Below are 17,920 nucleotides of genomic sequence, written 5' to 3'. Positions count from 1 at the left end.
CCTAATTAATTAATGTGTTTGTATCAAGAATCAATGCTACTTGACCATCACCCAGTATGGTTGCACCAGAAATTCCAAATACATCGCCTAAATAGTCTCCTAATGATTTGAGGACGATTTCCTGTTGACCTACAAATTTATTAACAATTAATCCTGCCATCTTATCGCCTTTTCTAATAATCACAACAGAAAAATAATCATCTTCTTCCTCTGCCTGAGGTACTTCGAATACTTCTTTTAATGAAATTAGGGGGACAACCTTACCTCTGAAGTCAATAACTTTCTTATTATGTGCATTCAGTATCTCACTTTTATGAATAATTGCTGTTTCAATAATAGAAGATAATGGGACAGCATATTTTTCTTTTTCCACCTCTACTAAAAGAACAGAAATGATGGATAAAGTTAGTGGTAATTGAATGGAGAACAATGAACCTTCTCCTTCTTTAGATTCAATCATTATGGTGCCGCCTAAAGACTCAATTGTGTTCTTAACAACATCCAGACCAACACCACGGCCTGAGACATCAGATATTTTATCAGCTGTGGAAAAGCCGCTTGACATAATTAATTGAAATACTTGCTCGTCCGTTAAGGTGCTTGCTTCTTCTGACGTAATCACCTGGTTTGAGATTGCCTTATCAACTACTTTCTGTCGATTGATTCCTGCACCATTATCGGAAATTTCAATAAATACATGATTCCCGCTATGATATGCTTTAAGAACAAGGTCCCCTTCTTCCGATTTACCACGTTGCAGACGAACATCAGGTGTTTCAATGCCGTGATCTAATGAATTTCGTATTAAATGAACTAAAGGATCACCAATTTCATCAATCACTGTACGGTCAAGTTCTGTTTCTGCACCGATAATCTCAAGATTTACTTTTTTACCTAGATCTTTGGACAATTGCCGAACCATTCTTGGAAAACGATTGAATACTTGTTCAACAGGTACCATCCGCATATTCAATATAATACTTTGCAAGTCTCCGGAGATTCTTGTCATTCTTTCTACTGTTTCTTGCAATTCTGCATGTTTTAGATTAGCTGAGATCTGCTCTAGTCTGCCCCGGTCAATGACCAGTTCTTCAAATAAATTCATTAAACCGTCTAATCGTTCAATGTTCACTCGAATTGTTTTACTAGCAACACTTTTCGCATTATTTGTGTTGCTTGTCTTTTTTGTTTCCTGCTGGCTTGTACTGTCAGCCAGTTTCTCTGCAGTTTCAGGCAAATTCTCTTCATTGTCATTTTCTTCTCTTTTATTTATGTCAAAAGGTGAGATTATTACTTCTTCAATTTCAGAGATTTTTAAGATTCTTTGTTTTACTTCCTCATCATTAAGCTTTGTCACTAAAAGAACATTAAAGTCTAAGTCAAAATTTTCTTCTTCTAATTCCTGAACTGTTGGTGCTGATTTAATTACTTCTCCTACCTGTTCTAACACTTCAAAGACCATATAAACCCTTGCAGCTTTTAACAGACAGTTTTCATTCAGTCGTATGATTAATTCATAATTAATAAACCCTTTTTCATTTGATTGATTCAGTATAGCCATTTCAAATTCATCCAAATCAGCAAAATAATTATGGTTAGACTTTTGCTGACTTTGTTGATTCGATTTTTCTTCAATTTTGTTATTGGAAACTGTCATGGTATCTATTTGTTCATTATTTTCAATTGCTTGTAGCTTATGTACCAACTCTTTTACATCTGAAGAACCATCTCCACCACTTGCAATATCAACAACCATGCCCTCTAATTGATCTACTGCTTGAAAAATGACATCGATTATATCAGAGTTTATGGAGAGTTTACTATTTCGGACTGCATCTAATACATTCTCCATCTTATGTGTGAGGTCTGCCAAATCTTGAAATCCCATCGTCGCAGCCATTCCTTTTAACGTATGTGCTGACCGAAAGATTTCCCCAACCGTATCCATATTTGCTGGCTCATTTTCCAGAATTAAAAGCTGGTCATTTAATGACTGAATATTTTCCTTGCTTTCTTCAATAAACACTTCTAAGTATTCACTGTTCTCCATACTACTCACCTCTACTTATCAGATTTTTTTTTGGAGCATTCCACTTATATCCTGAATATCTAAAACATAATCTACCAAACTGGTTTTCTCAGCAGCTTGGGGCATGCCATAAACCACACAAGTCTGTTTAGACTGAGATATAATAACCGTTCTCGGTTTACTGCGTTTTAGTGATTCTATTCCTCGCGCGCCATCACTGCCCATTCCGGTTAATACAACAGAAACGGGCTGATAGTTTGATAATTTAGCAACAGATGAAAAAAGCACATCAACAGCTGGCTGATGACCATTGACAGGCTTATCTGCCTTTACTTTTGCTGATAATTTATTTCCTCTCTGTTCCACTTCGAACTGCTTTCCACCCTGTGCTATGTATACTTTTCCCTGTTCGATAATGTCACCATCTTCTACTTCTTTTACCTCAAGCTTAGAAAGTTTATTTAATCGGTCTGCTAAGGATTTAGTAAAGCCTTTAGGCATATGCTGAACAATAACAACAGGTGCCTGAAATGTTTCAGGTAAATTTGTAATAACTTCCTGTAAAGCTCGCGGACCGCCAGTAGATGAACCAATGGCAACAATAGACTTCATGTTAATCGCATTTTGAGCAAATGTGGTTGTAAATCTACCAGGTGAAGGAAAAACTGTCTGCTCTTCTTTCACTGTGTTTGTTTGATTACTGATAGCAGATAAATGGTGCCTCACATTCGATTGCACCGCCTGTTCCACTTTGCCAATAATTTCTTTTTCGATTTCTTTTATATTCAGCGAAATAGATCCTGAAGGTTTTGCAATAAAGTCGACTGCTCCCAGGGCCATTGCTTCAATCGTTTTATCTGCGCCAGTTTTGGTTAAACTTGATAACATGACAACAGGTAAAGGAGATTGCGCCATTATCTCCTTTAGTGTCGCAATCCCATCCATTACTGGCATTTCTACATCTAAGGTAATTATGTCAGGTTTCAGTTGATCAATTTTCTTCAGTGCATCTTCACCATTTCTTGCTGTACTAATTACTTCAAGCTTATCTGATTGATTAATAATATCTGAGACCATTTTCCGCATAAATGCTGAATCATCAACTACTAGAACAGTATGTTTTCCCATGTTTGTTACTCCTCTGCGAAAAAATTCATTAATTTATTTAAAAAGCCAGACCCCATTTTCTTCCCAGGTATCTCCCCTAAAAATTTATTAGAAATTTTCACTATAGCTTCAGAAGCTTTTGACTTAGGATTATCTATCAGGAAAGGCTTCTGATTAATTACAGCATCAACTACTGCTCTGTCATCCGGCACTATACCTAATGGATGAATATTGTAATGTAAAAAGCGACTGACAACTTCACTAAAGCGAGTGATCGTTTCCTCTCCCTGTTTTTGTTTGATTGCCCGATTAATGATTAAGTGAATGGATGTTTCTTGGTGGCTCAAAATATGTTTTACCATTGAATAAGCATCCGTTAATGATGTTGGTTCTGGCGTTGTAATGACAATAGACTCATCTGCTGCCAGGATAAAATGAATGTTTTCCCTTGTTATACCAGCACCCATATCAAATATAATATAATCATAATCTCTTAAAAGTAGTTCTAATTGCTCAATAAAGTATTCCAATCTCGTTTGATCCAGAAAGAAAATTTCATGACCAGCAGTACCACCAGCTATATACGAAATGTCATTAGGACCTGATTCAATAATATCATAAATTGACAAATTTTTCTCGAACATTTGGATTATAGAACTATTAGAAGTTTTGCCTAGTAAAATATCAATATTTCCCATTCCAACATCAAGATCGAAAAGTAGTACTTTCTTCCTTTTTGCAGCCAGACTTAAGCCAAAGTTCAGTGCAATATTTGATTTACCTACACCACCTTTGCCACTAACAACTGCAATTGTTTTGGCATGGTATTTGCCATGAACACTTTTAATCTTAGAACGCAATTTTGCCGCTTGATCTTTCATCTAATCACCAACTACTAATTTTGCAATGTTGTCAATTGAGGCAACTTCAATATCATCTGGAACGTCTTGGCCATTTGTAATAAAAGCAATTCCGATGTTATGATCCAAACACATATTAAGGATAGAGCCGTAAACGGCTGTCTCATCTTTCTTTGTGAAAATGAGCTGTTTCAATGGCACTGTCTCAAATTGTTGGTATATATCTTCCATATCTCTCGTTCTGGATGTTAGTGACAACACGAGATAAGTATCTACTTCTTTATGAAGATCAATCACTTTGCTTAACTCTTTAACATATTTTTCATCCCTGAAGTTTCTTCCTGCTGTATCAACTAAAATTACATCATATTCTTTAAACTTCTCTCTGGCTTGATTATAATCATCTAAACTGTAAGCAACTTCAATTGGTATATCCAGAATTTTGGAATAGGTTTTTAACTGCTCAATAGCTGCAATCCGATACGTGTCAGTTGTAATAAGTGCAACACGCTGTTGTTCATTTAATACACAATGTGCAGCTAATTTAGCTATTGTGGTTGTCTTTCCTACACCAGTTGGTCCGACAAGCTGTACAATTTGCTTGTCGAATAAGTTATTGCCAAATTGCCCTTTGTTTGCGAGCCTGTGTTTCATTTCAAAAGCTAACTCTACTTTTAATTTATCGACATTCATTTCTGTGTCCGCAGATTTTCTTTTTTGAATATTTCCGATAAATTCCTTTGCTACATCTGGCTTTACTTCCTGATCAAGTAAATGATCCAGCATAAGCTGATACGGGTAGGGCAGTTCTGATTCATTACCTGTGTTTTTTTGCATCCAGCGTTTCATTTCCTTTAATTCTTTTAGAACAGCATCATTATTATGACGACTCTCCTCTGTCTTAGCGAGAGGCTTTGCTGGGACCGAGTGTTTCTGTGACACAGTCGTACGCTGTTGATCTATTGCAGCCAGTACTTCAATTTTCTTTTTTTTAAAAAGTCCTAAAAAGCCTCCTTCATAGATCTCTTTAGAATTTAAAATAACAGCATCTTGTCCCAATTCTCGTCTGACGATTTGCATCACTTCCGGCATTGTTGTACCCTTTATCTTTTTTACTTTCATGCTACCTTAACAACTCCAAGGCTCTGTATTTCGATTGTTGGTTCAATCTCATTGTATGAAAGAACAACAACGTGTGGAAAGAATCGATCTAACAATTGTTTTAAATACATTCTAATTGTTGGTGAGCAAAGCAGGATAGGTATCTCTTCTTGCAGAGACATAATTTCGACATTTTCTGCAACAGATTGAATCACTCGCTGCTGTGAATCAGGATCCATCGCTAAATAACTGCCATGCTCTGTTTGCTGAATATGTTCAGCAATTAGTTTCTCTACTTCACCAGAGATTGTAATCACTTTAAGTTTATCTCTGTTTTGAATAATATCCTTGGTTATTTGTGCTGATAACGATTGCCTTACATACTCTGTAAGTAAATCAGTATCCGTGGTCATCTTGCCAAAATCTGCCAGCGTTTCAAAAATCACCGGTAAGTTTTTTACAGATACATTTTCTCTTAATAATTTAGCGAGTACTTTTTGTACATCACCAATCGATAATGGTTCTGGTGTCACTTCCTCGACTAAGATTGGATAATTTTCTTTCAGATGATCAATTAATTGTTGTGTTTCCTGTCTTCCTAATAATTGATGTGCATATCGTTTTATCACTTCTGTTATATGTGTGGATACGACTGACGGCGGATCAACAACCGTATATCCAGACAATTCCGCATCATCCTTCGTTTCGTCAGTAATCCATTTTGCCGGCAACCCAAACGCAGGTTCTGTTGTGTCAATACCTTCTAATTCATCATCTTCTATGCCTGGACTCATTGCCAGAAAATGATCTAACAGCAACTCACCCTTGGCTACTTCATTCCCTTTAATTTTCAGTCTATATTCATTAGGATTCAACTGAATATTATCACGAATACGAACAACAGGAATAACAAGTCCTAACTCAATAGCTAACTGTCTTCTAATCATTACAATTCTGTCTAATAAGTCTCCTCCCTGGTTTGAATCAGCAAGCGGAATTAAGCCATAGCCGAATTCAAACTCGATCGGATCCATATTAATAAGGCCCACAACATTTTCAGGTGCTTTCATTTCTTCAGATTCTGATTCATCCACTTCAGACTCTGTAGGCATTGTATCCACTTTCGCTTGACGGGAGAGCATAAAAGCACCTCCTGCTAGTAATAATGCAATGAAACTTGTAAGAAAAAAGTTAATCGGTGTAAGGCCTAATAAAAATATCGTCCCTGCTGCGATATAGAGGAGTGCAGGAAAACGAAGCAGCTGTTTTGTAATATCCGAGCTTAAATTTCCTTCAGAAGCAACCCTTGTTACAACAATACCTGTTGCTGTTGAGATTAACAATGCCGGAATCTGACTTACAAGTCCATCCCCAACAGTCAAGCGCATATATGTATCTATCGCTTCATTAAAAGGTAACCCAAGTTGTGTCATACCAATAATTAAACCGAAAATAATATTGATAAGGACAATGATAATTCCAGCAATGGCATCACCTTTTACAAATTTACTAGCTCCATCCATCGCCCCGTAAAAGTCTGCTTCATTTTCAATTTTTTCCCTACGTTCCTTTGCCTGTTGTTCATTTATCATTCCTGCATTTAAATCTGCATCAATACTCATTTGTTTCCCTGGCATAGCATCTAAAGTAAAACGTGCAGCAACCTCTGATACACGCTCACTACCTTTGGTAATAACAAGAAATTGGATAATAATAAGAATAACGAAAACAACAAATCCAACTAGTGGACTATTTCCGGTTACAAACGTACCGAATGTTTCAACAACTCCACCTGCATCAGCTTCCGATAAAATCGATCTTGTTGTAGAAACATTTAACCCTAATCGAAATAAGGTTAATAGTAATAACAATGAAGGAAAAACCGAGAATTGCAAGGCATCCGTTGAATTCATTGAAACCAGTATAACGATTAATGCTAGAGAAATGTTGATTAAGATAAGAAAACTTAACAACCACCCTGGTAATGGGATAACTAACATAACGATAATTAAAATAACACCGAATAAAACTGAAAAATCTCTAGCTTTCATTCACGTACAACTCCTTTAACTTGCTTCAACACTATTTAATCTTTTTTTGTACACGATAAACATAAGCTAATATTTCGGCAACAGCCTGGAAGAATTCTTCACCAATTATCTCACCGATTTCTGTTTGATCGTATAATGCTCTTGCTAAAGGTCGATTTTCCACCATCATTACGTTATGATGCTTAGCTATCTCCTTTATTTTCACTGCAACAAAATCTACACCTTTTGCAACAACATAAGGGGCACCTGCCTTATTTTCATCATATTTAAGCGCAATGGCATAGTGAGTTGGATTCGTTATAATGACATCTGCCTCTGGTACTTGGCTCATCATTCGCTGCATTGCCATTTGACGTTGTCTTTCTTTTATTTTTGATTTAATAAGTGGATCCCCTTCAATATTCTTATGCTCATCCTTAATATCGTTTTTAGACATTCTGTTTTGTTTTTCAAAATCATATCGCTGGTATGCATAATCAATAACCGATATAATTAATAATGCAATTGCAGAAGCAATTCCCATTTGAATTGTCATAGAACCGAAAAATGCTAAAGCTCCTGTTACATCTTTGTCATAGAGCATTAACATTTCGTCCTTATTCATCCAAATAATCGAAAATGTTATCACCCCAACAACAACGATTTTAAGCAATGATTTGACTAATTCCACAAGCGCCCGAGCGGAGAAGATCCGCTTCGCTCCCTGAATAGGATCAATCTTGTTTAATTTCATCTTTAATGGTTCTGTTGTAAACAGAAAGCCTATTTGCAGGAAATTAGAAGCAATTCCCGCCACAATAGCGATTAACATAATTGGCGCTATTGCAATAGCAATCTGAATAGTAAAATCTAGAAAAACTTCGAAAATCTGCTCTTCCGTTACAGCCAAATGAATGTATTCTGTAAAAGATTTACGATACATCCCTGTCATTGTATTACCTAATGAATGTCCAATTACTAATAAAATAATAAAAACCAAAAAGAGTAATATTGCCGTATTGACATCCTGGCTTTTGGCAACTTGACCCTTTTTACGTGCATCCTGCCTTTTTTTAGGTGTTGCTTTTTCCGTTTTCTCACCAGCAAAATATTGTAAATCTAATTTTAAAAACATGATCAGGCACCGCCTAAAATTTGAATAAGAGATTGCATCGCTTCTAATGCAAACGAAAATAACTTCTGGACAATAGCAATATAAAATGGAACAAACATAAATAATACAACGAAAGAAACCAATATCTTTAATGGTAAACCTACAACAAACACATTTAACTGTGGAACCGTCCTTGCCATAATCCCAAGTGCCACATCAACTAAAAATAGACATCCTACAATTGGTATGGACAGTTGGAAGGCAATAACAAACATTTGGCTGAAAGTTCGTAACACAAAATCAATGTTATTTAATGAAATAAGACTATCCAGTGGAATAATTTCAAAACTGTAAAATAACCCATTGATTAAAAGATGATGACCGTCTACCATCAATAAAAAAATAATAGCTATAACATAAAAGTATTGCCCGGTAAGCGGGCTTTGTGCTCCAGTCTGCGGGTCCACAACATTTGCTATCGCAAAACCCATTTGGAAATCAATGAAACCACCTGCTATTTGAATAGCAGCCAAAATGATATATGCAATTAAACCTAACAATAATCCAATAATTGCCTCTTTAAGTAAAAGTAAAATAAACATACCATCGAATGATACTTCTGGAATTGGCAAGGTATAGAGCGTAATCCATGCCAAAAAAAAGCCTATACCAATCTTAAGCTGATTTGGAATCGTCCGGTAAGAAAAAATAGGAATCGTGACGAAAAAAGCTAAAACTCTTACTAAGATAAGGACAAATGCAGGAAACAGATTAATATTTATTAATTCCACCATAATTTAGCCTACAAACTGATTAATATTTTGAAATAGATTTGCCGCAAACTCGACCATTAATGAAAGCATCCATGGTCCAAAGATGATGATACCAAATAATACGGCAACTATCTTTGGAATAAATGCCAGTGTTTGCTCCTGAATTTGCGTTGTTGCCTGAAAAATGCTGACAAGAAGACCGACAACAAGTGCCAGTATAAGTATCGGACCAGTAACCATTAGGATGGTATAGATACCTTGTTCTGCTAATGATACGACAAATTCACCACTCAATGTTCATAACCCCTCTCTGAGAACCGTCATAACGGTAAGAAACCATCCAATAAGGAATGTGTAATTAAATACCAGCCATCAACTAAGACAAACAATAATATTTTGAAAGGCAAAGATATCATAACTGGTGGTAACATCATCATCCCCATTGACATTAATACACTCGCTACCGCCATATCAATTACAAGGAAAGGGACAAAAATCATAAAGCCCATTTGAAAAGCAGTTTTTAATTCGCTGATCGCATATGCCGGCACTAAAGTTGTTAATGGAATGTCTTCAATAGTTTCCGGCTCTTCAATAGAAGCAAAATTCATAAATAATGCTAGATCTTTCTGTCTGGTGTGTTTTGCCATAAACTCTTTAATTGGCAAGCTGGCACTATCATACGCTTCTTCTAACGTAATTTCTTCATTGAATAATGGCTGTAATGCTTGTTCATTTACCTCTTGAAAAGTTGGTGCCATAATAAAAAATGTCATAAATAATGCTAAGCCAATTAATACTTGATTTGGCGGCATTTGCTGTGTTGCAAGAGAAGTTCGGACAAACGATAAAACAATGATAATTCTGGTGATAATATTGTCAGCAATAATATTAGTCTGACAGAGGTTGAAAGATTAGCTGGATCTGTACCGGAAAAAACATCAATTAAATTAATGATCATGATCTTTCTCCATTTCCTTCATCTTTTGCAGCATTTTCTTTCGTCCCTCTTTCATTTCTTGCAGCTCCTTGTTAAATAAATGCCCAAATTCTTTTTTTGTTTCTGTTTTATCGTCATTGTCTCTCTTCTTTATTTTCGCTTTAAAAAAGTCTATTGGCTGTGTTTGGTATTCATCCGATTGTTTGATCTGATCAATCGTTTCATTATCTGTTATCTCTAACAATAATTCAATGTTTTCTGCTAATCCTACAGCAAAATACCGTTCCCCAATGCGAACAATCTGGAGGGATCTGTTCGTGCCAAGTGTGATCCCTCCATAGCTTTTCACTACTTGATTTCTGCCTAAGTATCTGTTTCGTTTTTTTACAAAATTGGCAATAAAATAGATTAACCCAACAACCACAACTAGTGCCACAATTAATTGAAATAGAGTACCTAATAAGTTTGGTGACTGAATGGAAGATATGGCTTGTTCTCCACTTTCTGTGACCGGCTCTTCCTCGACTGCTTCTGTTTCTTCTGTTTTTTCTGCTTCTTCATTTTTCCCATTATTAAAGTATTCTTCGACAGATTGAGAAGCTAATAATGGCTGATTACAGAATATAATGAAGAATAAAAATACCGCTATGGTGCCAATTACGTGTCTAGAAATTTTCATTTTATTATCCTATTACTTTGGAAATAGCCTCTATTACACGATCCGCCTGGAATGGCTTAACGATAAAATCTCTTGCACCTGCTTGAATTGCATCAATTACCATCGCCTGTTGTCCCATAGCTGAACACATAATAATGTTGGCATTATTATTTAATGCTTTAATATCCTTCAATGCTGCGATACCATCTTTTTCTGGCATTGTAATATCCATTGTAACCAAATCTGGTGATAATTCTTTATATTTCTCAACAGCTTCCGCTCCATCTTGTGCTTCACCAACTACTTCGTACCCATTCTTTGTTAATATATCTTTAATCATCATTCTCATAAATGCTGCATCATCTACAATTAATACACGTTTTGACATAAAATTCATTCCTCTCTTACTATTTGTTTAGTTGTTTTAATCTCATTTCTCTACTTACAATATCAGTTACACGTACACCAAAGTTTTCATCTATAACGACAACTTCCCCTTTGGCAACTAATTTCTGATTAACTAAAATGTCTACAGGTTCTCCGGCAAGTTTATCTAATTCAACAATAGAGCCAGAGGTTAATTCCAGGATATCTTTCACCGTACGCTTAGTTCTGCCTAATTCCACGGTCACCTGTAATGGGATATCCATTAACAGATCTAAATTTCGCTTTTCTTCTTTTTGTAATGGTATTTCCTCAAAATCAGTGAAAGATGCTGCATGCACTTCCGTATTGCTGGCAGTTTGCTGACCTAATTGACGCGGTTCTCTTGGCTGATGGCTTTCTGGCTGCTGAATTTGCTCTACTGCTGGCTGCGACGTTTCATGATAGTCTTCCTGAATTGTTGTATCCTCAATTGATTGGTCAAGCATTGCTTCTTCTTCTTCAACTGATGAGTTTAACAGATTATTTACTAGTTCCTTCGCGAAGGGAACAGGCAATAATTGCATAATTTTTGAGTCAATTAATGTTCCTATTTTTAATTGGAAAGACACTTTAATTAATACATTGTCATTTGCCTCCAATTTTTCATTTGCTTCCTCTTCCGTAACATCCATTATCGATATCGATGGTGGTGATATATCTACTCTCTTATTAAAGATTGTCGACATACTAGTCGCAGACGTCCCCATCATCTGGTTCATCGCTTCCTGCACTGCACTCAAATGGATATCAGATAAATCTGTATTATCGGGATCACCGCTGCCACCCAGCATTAAATCAGCAATTACAGCAGCATCCTTTGACTCTAATATGAATAAATTCGCTCCAGTAAAGCCTTCAGTATATTGTACTTCTACTCCTACATATGGAACAGGAAACTCATTTTCTAATAATCCTTTATCAATTACAGAAATAGTCGGTGTTGTGATTTCTACTTTTTGATTTAACAGGGTTGATAATGTTGTTGCCGAACTTCCGAACGAAATATTCCCGATCTCGCCTAATGCATCTTCTTCTAATGAAGAAAGGTATTGGTCTGCGGAAAGAGAAGTGCTGTCAGAATTGTTATCATCACCAGCTGTATTATCATTGCCGCCTAATAGTGCATCAATTTCTTCTTGTGACAACATTCCATCATTCATCATCATAATCCCCTCCCTTAATTTCATTTAAAACTTGTACAGCTATTTTGCTTTTCTTCTTTCCTGGCTGCACAAAGAATTTCGGTACTTGATCTACTTCTAATAAAAGTGGATCTTCTATTGCCTGGTCTAATAGAATAGTATCTTCCTTATCAAGGAATAACAGTTCTTCCACTGTAATAGAACTTTTTCCTAAAACAACGGACAGATTCATTGGTGCTTTTTTAATATTTCTGGAAATTGATTCATATTCTTCTGGTTTTCTTTCTTTCGGATTTTCATTTTGCATCCAATAGTGGACAGATAACTTTGGAATAATCGGTTCTAATACAACATGCGGTATACAAATATTAATCATGCCGCTGCTCTCTCCAATTGTCGTATTTAATGAAACAACAACTACGGTCTCATTTGGTGATACCAGTTGAAGGAATTGCGGATTTACTTCGAAATCTTCTAAAATTGGATCAATCTCTGCAACTGTCCCCCATGCTTCTTGTAAATTATCAAGTGCCTTCTCAAACAACTGGGACATCAGGGTTGTTTCAATCTCAGTCAGTGTGTCGATTTTGTTCACACTATTTCCTTTTCCACCAAGAATACGATCAAGCATGGCATATGCGATATTTGGGTTAAACTCAAAGATAATTCTTCCATCAAGTGGAGCTACACTATATACATTCAGAATAGTCATCGTTGGAATAGAACGAATGAATTCCTCATATGGTATTTGATCAACTGATGCAACATCAATATCAACATATGTACGTAATTGTGCTGAAAAGTAAGTTGATAATAACCGGGCAAAATTATCGTGGATTCTGGAAATACTTCGAATCTGATCTTTCGAGAATCTTAATGCACGCTTAAAGTCATAGACTTTGACTTTTTTGTCTTTTTCTTCTTCTTTTAATTGATTGGCATCCATTTCACCTGATGATAATGCTGATAATAGAGCATCTATTTCACTTTGGGAAAGAACTTCATCTGGCATATCCTCACCTCCATTCAGGAGAAATTCTTACTGAATTACTTTATTAATAATAAGTACTTCGACAATTTTTCCTTCTGTCATTTTCTGATTCATCACATCTTTAATATTCTTTTCTATTTCGGGTAAGTTCTCGCGAAAATCAGCTTCTGTCAACTCCATGGATTCCTTAATAAACTCATTTTTCACTTGAAATTCACGCTTTGCAATTTCTTCTACTGACTTTTTTCCATCTGTAATAAACTGAAATTGTATAAGAACAAAACTTCCATCCTTTAAATCTGTTTTCATTTCCTCCGTTGTGTAGGAGTATTTGACCATTTCATCAATAGTTAACTCTTCATCGGCTTTCACTTCTGAGTTTATTAGGAAATATAATGTTGTTCCACCACCAATAATAATCACAACTAAGGATATTACTAAAATTCTTAACAATTTAGGATTCATTCTGATCACCTGTTTCTCTTAGAAATGGCATCAATCCAATTGATTGATAAAACTGTGTTGCTATTTGACTGACTTCCTGTTCGGATTCTTTAACAAATAACTTCTTCTGATTGGTTAATGTAATCGTCGTATCTGGAAATGACTCAATTCTTTCAATAAACATGGCATTAAGAGTTATCTTCTGATTGTTTAGTTTCGTTAATTTAATCATCTTGTAATAAAGAAGGCTAGGAAGGTGATCCTAACCCTCTTCCTCCTTTTATCGTTTTAAGTTAACGAGTTCTTGTAAAATTTCATCAGATGTTGTAATAATTCTTGTATTTGCCTGGAAACCACGCTGAGCAGTGATCATTTCAGTGAATTCTTCAGAAAGATCGACGTTGGACATTTCTAAAGCACCGGCAACAATTGAGGCAGTACCAGCCGATTCAGGTGCAAATAAAATTGAGTCAGCTTCGGCAGTATACTGGTTATTATTATCTAAATCTGAGTATATCTGTCCATCATTCGGTGAGGTTTGGAACATATTAGAACCTATCTTTTGCAAACCACCAGGATTAGAAAATTTTGACAAAGTTATTTGACCTGCTATTTTCGTGACGCCGCCCTCTATATAGTTGACAACCCCGTCACCTTGAATGCTGAAACTCTCAGCTCCAGCAGGAATGCTTATAGGGCCGGCATTCTCACCATCTATGCCATCATTATTTTCAGTTGGTTGAAAACCCATTAAATATTGACCATTTGCATTAACTATGAAACCTTCATCATCCAAATACAGGTTACCTGCTCGAGAATAGGCTAATGAAACATCTGGATTTTCTTGAATACCCGCAGTTGTAAATGTTGTTACTGTCGGTGTTTCAGCTGCAGTATCTAGTGCGTCAAAACCAGATCCGAAAACAAACATTCCATCCCCTTCTAATTGAAGATCTAATGGCCTATTTGTTGTTTGTCTGTTCCCTTGTGTATGAATATTATCAATTGTTCCGAGTTGCACACCTGTCCCTACTTGAGATGGATTAATACCACCACGGATATTCGTTGGCGCACTTGCGCCGTTAACAGGCTGACTCATCATATCCTGAAATGTTGTTCTTCCTTTTTTGAAACCTATTGTATTTACATTGGCAATATTATTCCCTACAACATCCAATTTTGTTTGAAAACTTTTCATCCCCGAAATACCTGCATACATTGATCTTAACATTTACAATCTTCCCTTCACTTTTTATGTAGCTGCGTCAGTCAGTCGGCAGCTTGGAAGCCTCCCTTATCGGGTCCAGCTTAATCGATTAAAATAGTTCCATTGATATTTGTGAATATTTTACTTTTTGTTTCTGTACGTTCCATTGCTGTGACTACTGTATTGTTCTTCACATTCACAATAAAGGCTGCATTATCCATTAACACTAACGACTCTTTTATTCCTTTTTGCTTTGCTTCGAGTATCTTAGTTTCCAATTCTGACCACTTCGCATCCGTAACTTGAATATTCCTTGTGGTCATTCGTTGCTGTGCATGTTTGCTTATAGTCAGTTTACTTTGCTGTTGCAGGAGTTCAGAAAAATGATTAGTTGCTTTCACATGTTTGGTGCTTCTGTTATTTAAAATAACGGGATGGTGGAGTGCATGAATTTTACTATTCATATAATCCCCCTTTATACTGACGGTGTTTCAGGTTCAGTATTGTTCTCAGCTACTGATTCATCTTGAGTTGCATTTCCTTCAGTTGATTCATCTGTCTCTGGTTTATTGTCGTCAGAAATATTTTCATTTTGTTCAATTTTTAATATTTCATCTGTAAATATTTTCGAACCATCTTCTAATTCAATTACAGCATAACCTTCTGTTTGGGAGATTGCTGATACCTTACTTGTTAGAATTTCTTTTGGTTCAGCAATTACACCAGTTTCCTCATCAATCTTGTAATAGCTCACTTGCTGTCCAATTAAATGGCTATACTGAATAACAGGAGAGACTGTTTGATTGTGAACTAGATTTGTAATAGCCTGGTTCATCTGCATCATTTGTTCCAATGAAGAAAATGTTGCCATTTGTGAGATGAATTGTTTATCATCCATTGGATTCAAAGGATCTTGATTTTGCAATTGGGTCATTAAAACTCTTAAGAAATCATCTTTCCCCAACGTTTCACTATGTTCTTTCACTGCTGACTGGTTATTTTTCAGATAATAAGATGGATCTATTGATGTCATTTTTTTCACCTACACTTTCATATCCATTAATAAGTCATGAAAAGTACTTGTTTCTCTCTCTTGTTCAGAGTCCGAATGTTGGCCAGCTTGATCATCACTGTTTTGTTTCTCTTGGTTATTCGATGCATCAGATTCATCTTTCCATAATCTGTCCTGGCTTGTTTGTGTCAGAATGGACTCTTGCTTCTCTATCACAACCTGCTGTGGTGAAAACATATGGCGTAATTGATTTATGTTTCCTTCTAACAAATCTTTTGCTGCTTGTGATTGAACAACCATTTTCACTATCATTTCACCATTTACTTGTGTCAGCTTTACCATTACATCACCTAAATTTCCCGGTTGTAAACGCAGCATAAGCTGATTGGTACCGTTTGGCGATTTTAAGAAGCTGCTTTTTTGTATTGCTAGTTGGAATTGTTCCAGTAATTGTTTTTGAGCTACTTGTCCTTCTGTGTTTGTTTGTTGCACATGAATAACAAATTGTTGCACCTTATGTTGAGCAGACTGATTGCTTAATTGAAGTAATTCTGCCCTTGCTAGGCCATTTTCAGGTTTTACGATTGTTTCGTAATTTTCCAATGCAGATTGAATCCACTTCGCAATATCCTGTTTTGTCACTTGTTGAGTTTGCCCGTATAACTTTTCTGCAGATAGTCTGTTTTGGTAATTTTCAACAAGCTTTGTCCAGATATTTTTTGTTTTAGAATCATCAATATTTGTTAAAAAGCTACTTAATGTTGCACTGTCCTGCTGACTTAACTGGGACCATTGCTGGATTAAATTTGTTAACTGCTTATAGTCTTTTGCAGTCAATGGCAGGTTCTCAAGCTTATTAATCAATCTGTCAACCTTTTGCCAAAGAGCAGCAAATTCTTGTTGATCAACTTTTGAGATCTCTGGATTTAATGCATTGACTTGGAGTCTCGCTGTGGAAATACCACTAAATATCGGAATGACTGATTCTTCAGCTGCTTTATTGCTAAAAAGATCTTGTAACTGTGCGATTAGTTCCTCACTGGTTAATTCCTTATCAGTCAATAACTTCTCCAATCCCTTTAATGATTCTGTAAATTCAGATTGGTCCGGTACATTTAACAGTTGCTGAATGATGTCTAGTAATTCCTCATTTGCTCCGTCTTCCTCTGTACCTAATAAATCAGCAAGCTGCTGAACCGATTCTTCCGATAATTCTTCTCCGGAAATTAGCGACCTTAACAACTCCATTGTCTCCTCTGATGCATTAGGTATTATACTCTCCAGGCCTGCTGTCAAATTTGATTCTGTTTGGTTAGAAACTAGTGAGCGAATTGTCCCATCGCCTTGATGTTCTGTTACACCTTCTAGCAATTGTTGAAAATCATTATTAGATGAAGTTGTATTCCCTGCATGATGTAACGTTTGATTTGCAGTCATATTTGCTATAAAATTTGCTCCAACGAACATCTTTTTCACCCCCTTTCTAAGTAGCTTAACTTATTGGTTTGCGAGCATTTCAGTATAGTTAGCCGCTGTTTCTGGTTCCATCTCTGCAAGAATTTCTCCTCTTACTTTCGAATCAAGTTGATTCAAAATAGAGATGGCTAATTGGTTATCAAGATTTTCAATAATCGGTGCTGCTGTTTTTGGTTTCATTTCTTCAAAAGAAGCCGTGATTTCCTGATCGGATTCTTCAGCAACAGCAGTTGCCTCGATATCATTTTGTTGTTCTGCCATTTGTTCGGAAAGTGAAGCAATTTCTTCTTGTAAGTCGCCAATTTGCTGATCTTTTTCTTGCAATTGGGTTTGAAGTGAACTAATTTCTTCATCCCTTGTCAAAATTGTTTCATCTTTTTCTGCTAATTGCTGATCAAATACTTCCTCTTCATCTGTCATTACTGTTTCGGAAAGAAACGGCACTTTATTTAATGCTTCTTTTGAATAACCTGCAACATCCACACCCATTATATTTAAGATGATTAGTGTAACAATTGCTGCAAAAATAAGCGGGACGATAATAACAATCAACCATTGCAGGATACCAGGCTTTTTTTCCTTATTTTCTTTGGGATTGGTTTTCATTTCT

General features: G+C 36.0%; 19 protein-coding genes and 1 pseudogene. All 20 read right to left on the bottom strand.

Annotated features, from left to right (window positions below; translation table 11 throughout):
* Nucleotide 1 precedes the first annotated feature (1 nt).
* Nucleotides 2–2,050 (bottom strand): chemotaxis protein CheA, encoded by a 2,049-nt coding sequence (locus tag F9U64_RS03795; RefSeq protein WP_153401687.1) that lies wholly within the window; start codon nt 2,048–2,050, stop codon nt 2–4.
* Between the two features lie 18 nt (nt 2,051–2,068).
* Entirely contained in the window at nt 2,069–3,157 is a 1,089-nt protein-coding gene (locus tag F9U64_RS03790) for a protein-glutamate methylesterase/protein-glutamine glutaminase (RefSeq protein WP_153401686.1), read from the bottom strand.
* Nucleotides 3,158–3,162: 5 nt separating this feature from the next.
* On the bottom strand, nt 3,163–4,017 hold the full coding sequence (locus F9U64_RS03785) for a MinD/ParA family protein (RefSeq protein ID WP_153401685.1): 855 nt from the start codon (nt 4,015–4,017) through the stop codon (nt 3,163–3,165).
* Nucleotides 4,018–5,118: a flagellar biosynthesis GTPase FlhF gene (gene flhF, locus F9U64_RS03780; RefSeq protein ID WP_153401684.1), complete on the bottom strand. Its 1,101-nt coding sequence runs from the start codon at nt 5,116–5,118 to the stop codon at nt 4,018–4,020.
* On the bottom strand, nt 5,115–7,148 hold the full coding sequence (gene flhA / locus F9U64_RS03775) for a flagellar biosynthesis protein FlhA (protein ID WP_153401683.1): 2,034 nt from the start codon (nt 7,146–7,148) through the stop codon (nt 5,115–5,117). Before flhA ends, flhF begins: the two co-directional genes overlap by 4 nt.
* Nucleotides 7,149–7,179: 31 nt before the next feature.
* A complete protein-coding gene (gene flhB, locus F9U64_RS03770; RefSeq protein ID WP_153401682.1) occupies nt 7,180–8,262 on the bottom strand; it encodes a flagellar biosynthesis protein FlhB in 1,083 nt (360 codons plus the stop codon).
* Nucleotides 8,263–8,264: 2 nt separating this feature from the next.
* Nucleotides 8,265–9,035 (bottom strand): flagellar biosynthetic protein FliR, encoded by a 771-nt coding sequence (fliR, locus tag F9U64_RS03765; protein ID WP_153401681.1) that lies wholly within the window; start codon nt 9,033–9,035, stop codon nt 8,265–8,267.
* A 3-nt stretch (nt 9,036–9,038) separates the two neighbouring features.
* Nucleotides 9,039–9,308 carry a flagellar biosynthesis protein FliQ gene (gene fliQ, locus F9U64_RS03760; RefSeq protein ID WP_153401680.1) on the bottom strand — a complete coding sequence of 90 codons (270 nt, stop codon included), beginning with the start codon at nt 9,306–9,308 and terminating at the stop codon, nt 9,039–9,041.
* 26 nt (nt 9,309–9,334) lie between these two features.
* Nucleotides 9,335–9,975 (bottom strand): annotated as a pseudogene (fliP, locus tag F9U64_RS03755) (flagellar type III secretion system pore protein FliP).
* The gene (locus F9U64_RS03750; protein ID WP_153401679.1) at nt 9,965–10,633 is read right to left on the bottom strand and encodes a flagellar biosynthetic protein FliO; all 669 of its coding nucleotides are present in this window, start codon (nt 10,631–10,633) and stop codon (nt 9,965–9,967) included. Before F9U64_RS03750 ends, fliP begins: the two are co-directional and overlap by 11 nt.
* 4 nt (nt 10,634–10,637) lie before the next feature.
* Complete coding sequence (locus tag F9U64_RS03745; protein WP_153401678.1) at nt 10,638–11,000, bottom strand: response regulator; 363 nt, start codon at nt 10,998–11,000, stop codon at nt 10,638–10,640.
* Between the two features lie 19 nt (nt 11,001–11,019).
* The gene (gene fliY / locus F9U64_RS03740; protein WP_153401677.1) at nt 11,020–12,201 is read right to left on the bottom strand and encodes a flagellar motor switch phosphatase FliY; all 1,182 of its coding nucleotides are present in this window, start codon (nt 12,199–12,201) and stop codon (nt 11,020–11,022) included.
* Nucleotides 12,191–13,192 (bottom strand): flagellar motor switch protein FliM, encoded by a 1,002-nt coding sequence (fliM, locus tag F9U64_RS03735; RefSeq protein WP_153401676.1) that lies wholly within the window; start codon nt 13,190–13,192, stop codon nt 12,191–12,193. The genes fliY and fliM overlap by 11 nt, the downstream gene beginning before the upstream one ends.
* 27 nt (nt 13,193–13,219) lie before the next feature.
* Nucleotides 13,220–13,636 carry a flagellar basal body-associated FliL family protein gene (gene fliL, locus F9U64_RS03730; protein WP_153401675.1) on the bottom strand — a complete coding sequence of 139 codons (417 nt, stop codon included), beginning with the start codon at nt 13,634–13,636 and terminating at the stop codon, nt 13,220–13,222.
* A complete protein-coding gene (locus F9U64_RS03725) occupies nt 13,626–13,847 on the bottom strand; it encodes a flagellar FlbD family protein (protein WP_153401674.1) in 222 nt (73 codons plus the stop codon). Before F9U64_RS03725 ends, fliL begins: the two co-directional genes overlap by 11 nt.
* 48 nt (nt 13,848–13,895) lie before the next feature.
* Nucleotides 13,896–14,846 carry a flagellar basal body rod protein FlgG gene (gene flgG, locus F9U64_RS03720; protein WP_153401673.1) on the bottom strand — a complete coding sequence of 317 codons (951 nt, stop codon included), beginning with the start codon at nt 14,844–14,846 and terminating at the stop codon, nt 13,896–13,898.
* Between the two features lie 77 nt (nt 14,847–14,923).
* The gene (locus tag F9U64_RS03715; protein WP_153401672.1) at nt 14,924–15,286 is read right to left on the bottom strand and encodes a TIGR02530 family flagellar biosynthesis protein; all 363 of its coding nucleotides are present in this window, start codon (nt 15,284–15,286) and stop codon (nt 14,924–14,926) included.
* A gap of 11 nt (nt 15,287–15,297) precedes the next feature.
* Nucleotides 15,298–15,855: a flagellar hook assembly protein FlgD gene (gene flgD, locus F9U64_RS03710; RefSeq protein WP_153401671.1), complete on the bottom strand. Its 558-nt coding sequence runs from the start codon at nt 15,853–15,855 to the stop codon at nt 15,298–15,300.
* A 9-nt stretch (nt 15,856–15,864) separates the two neighbouring features.
* Nucleotides 15,865–17,301, bottom strand: coding sequence for a flagellar hook-length control protein FliK (locus tag F9U64_RS03705; protein ID WP_153401670.1), 1,437 nt, complete (start codon nt 17,299–17,301; stop codon nt 15,865–15,867).
* A gap of 30 nt (nt 17,302–17,331) precedes the next feature.
* A complete protein-coding gene (locus F9U64_RS03700; protein ID WP_153401669.1) occupies nt 17,332–17,916 on the bottom strand; it encodes a MotE family protein in 585 nt (194 codons plus the stop codon).
* Nucleotides 17,917–17,920 lie beyond the last annotated feature (4 nt).

Source organism: Gracilibacillus oryzae, from assembly GCF_009498735.1.
Classification (GTDB): domain Bacteria; phylum Bacillota; class Bacilli; order Bacillales; family Amphibacillaceae; genus Gracilibacillus; species Gracilibacillus oryzae.
Note: the sequence above shows the minus strand (reverse complement) of the source record. Positions and strands in the feature narration are given on the sequence as shown.

Coding starts and splice junctions, on each gene's coding strand:
- flgD (WP_153401671.1), bottom strand. CDS start 15,855: ATGACATCAATAGATCCATCTTATTATCTGAAAAATAACCAGTCAGCA.
- F9U64_RS03745 (WP_153401678.1), bottom strand. CDS start 11,000: ATGTCAAAACGTGTATTAATTGTAGATGATGCAGCATTTATGAGAATG.
- F9U64_RS03790 (WP_153401686.1), bottom strand. CDS start 3,157: ATGGGAAAACATACTGTTCTAGTAGTTGATGATTCAGCATTTATGCGG.
- flhF (WP_153401684.1), bottom strand. CDS start 5,118: ATGAAAGTAAAAAAGATAAAGGGTACAACAATGCCGGAAGTGATGCAA.
- F9U64_RS03785 (WP_153401685.1), bottom strand. CDS start 4,017: ATGAAAGATCAAGCGGCAAAATTGCGTTCTAAGATTAAAAGTGTTCAT.
- flgG (WP_153401673.1), bottom strand. CDS start 14,846: ATGTTAAGATCAATGTATGCAGGTATTTCGGGGATGAAAAGTTTTCAA.
- F9U64_RS03725 (WP_153401674.1), bottom strand. CDS start 13,847: ATGATTAAATTAACGAAACTAAACAATCAGAAGATAACTCTTAATGCC.
- F9U64_RS03750 (WP_153401679.1), bottom strand. CDS start 10,633: ATGAAAATTTCTAGACACGTAATTGGCACCATAGCGGTATTTTTATTC.
- F9U64_RS03795 (WP_153401687.1), bottom strand. CDS start 2,050: ATGGAGAACAGTGAATACTTAGAAGTGTTTATTGAAGAAAGCAAGGAA.
- F9U64_RS03715 (WP_153401672.1), bottom strand. CDS start 15,286: ATGAATAGTAAAATTCATGCACTCCACCATCCCGTTATTTTAAATAAC.
- fliR (WP_153401681.1), bottom strand. CDS start 9,035: ATGGTGGAATTAATAAATATTAATCTGTTTCCTGCATTTGTCCTTATC.
- flhA (WP_153401683.1), bottom strand. CDS start 7,148: ATGAAAGCTAGAGATTTTTCAGTTTTATTCGGTGTTATTTTAATTATC.
- fliM (WP_153401676.1), bottom strand. CDS start 13,192: ATGCCAGATGAAGTTCTTTCCCAAAGTGAAATAGATGCTCTATTATCA.
- fliY (WP_153401677.1), bottom strand. CDS start 12,201: ATGATGAATGATGGAATGTTGTCACAAGAAGAAATTGATGCACTATTA.
- F9U64_RS03700 (WP_153401669.1), bottom strand. CDS start 17,916: ATGAAAACCAATCCCAAAGAAAATAAGGAAAAAAAGCCTGGTATCCTG.
- F9U64_RS03705 (WP_153401670.1), bottom strand. CDS start 17,301: ATGTTCGTTGGAGCAAATTTTATAGCAAATATGACTGCAAATCAAACG.
- fliL (WP_153401675.1), bottom strand. CDS start 13,636: ATGAATCCTAAATTGTTAAGAATTTTAGTAATATCCTTAGTTGTGATT.
- flhB (WP_153401682.1), bottom strand. CDS start 8,262: ATGTTTTTAAAATTAGATTTACAATATTTTGCTGGTGAGAAAACGGAA.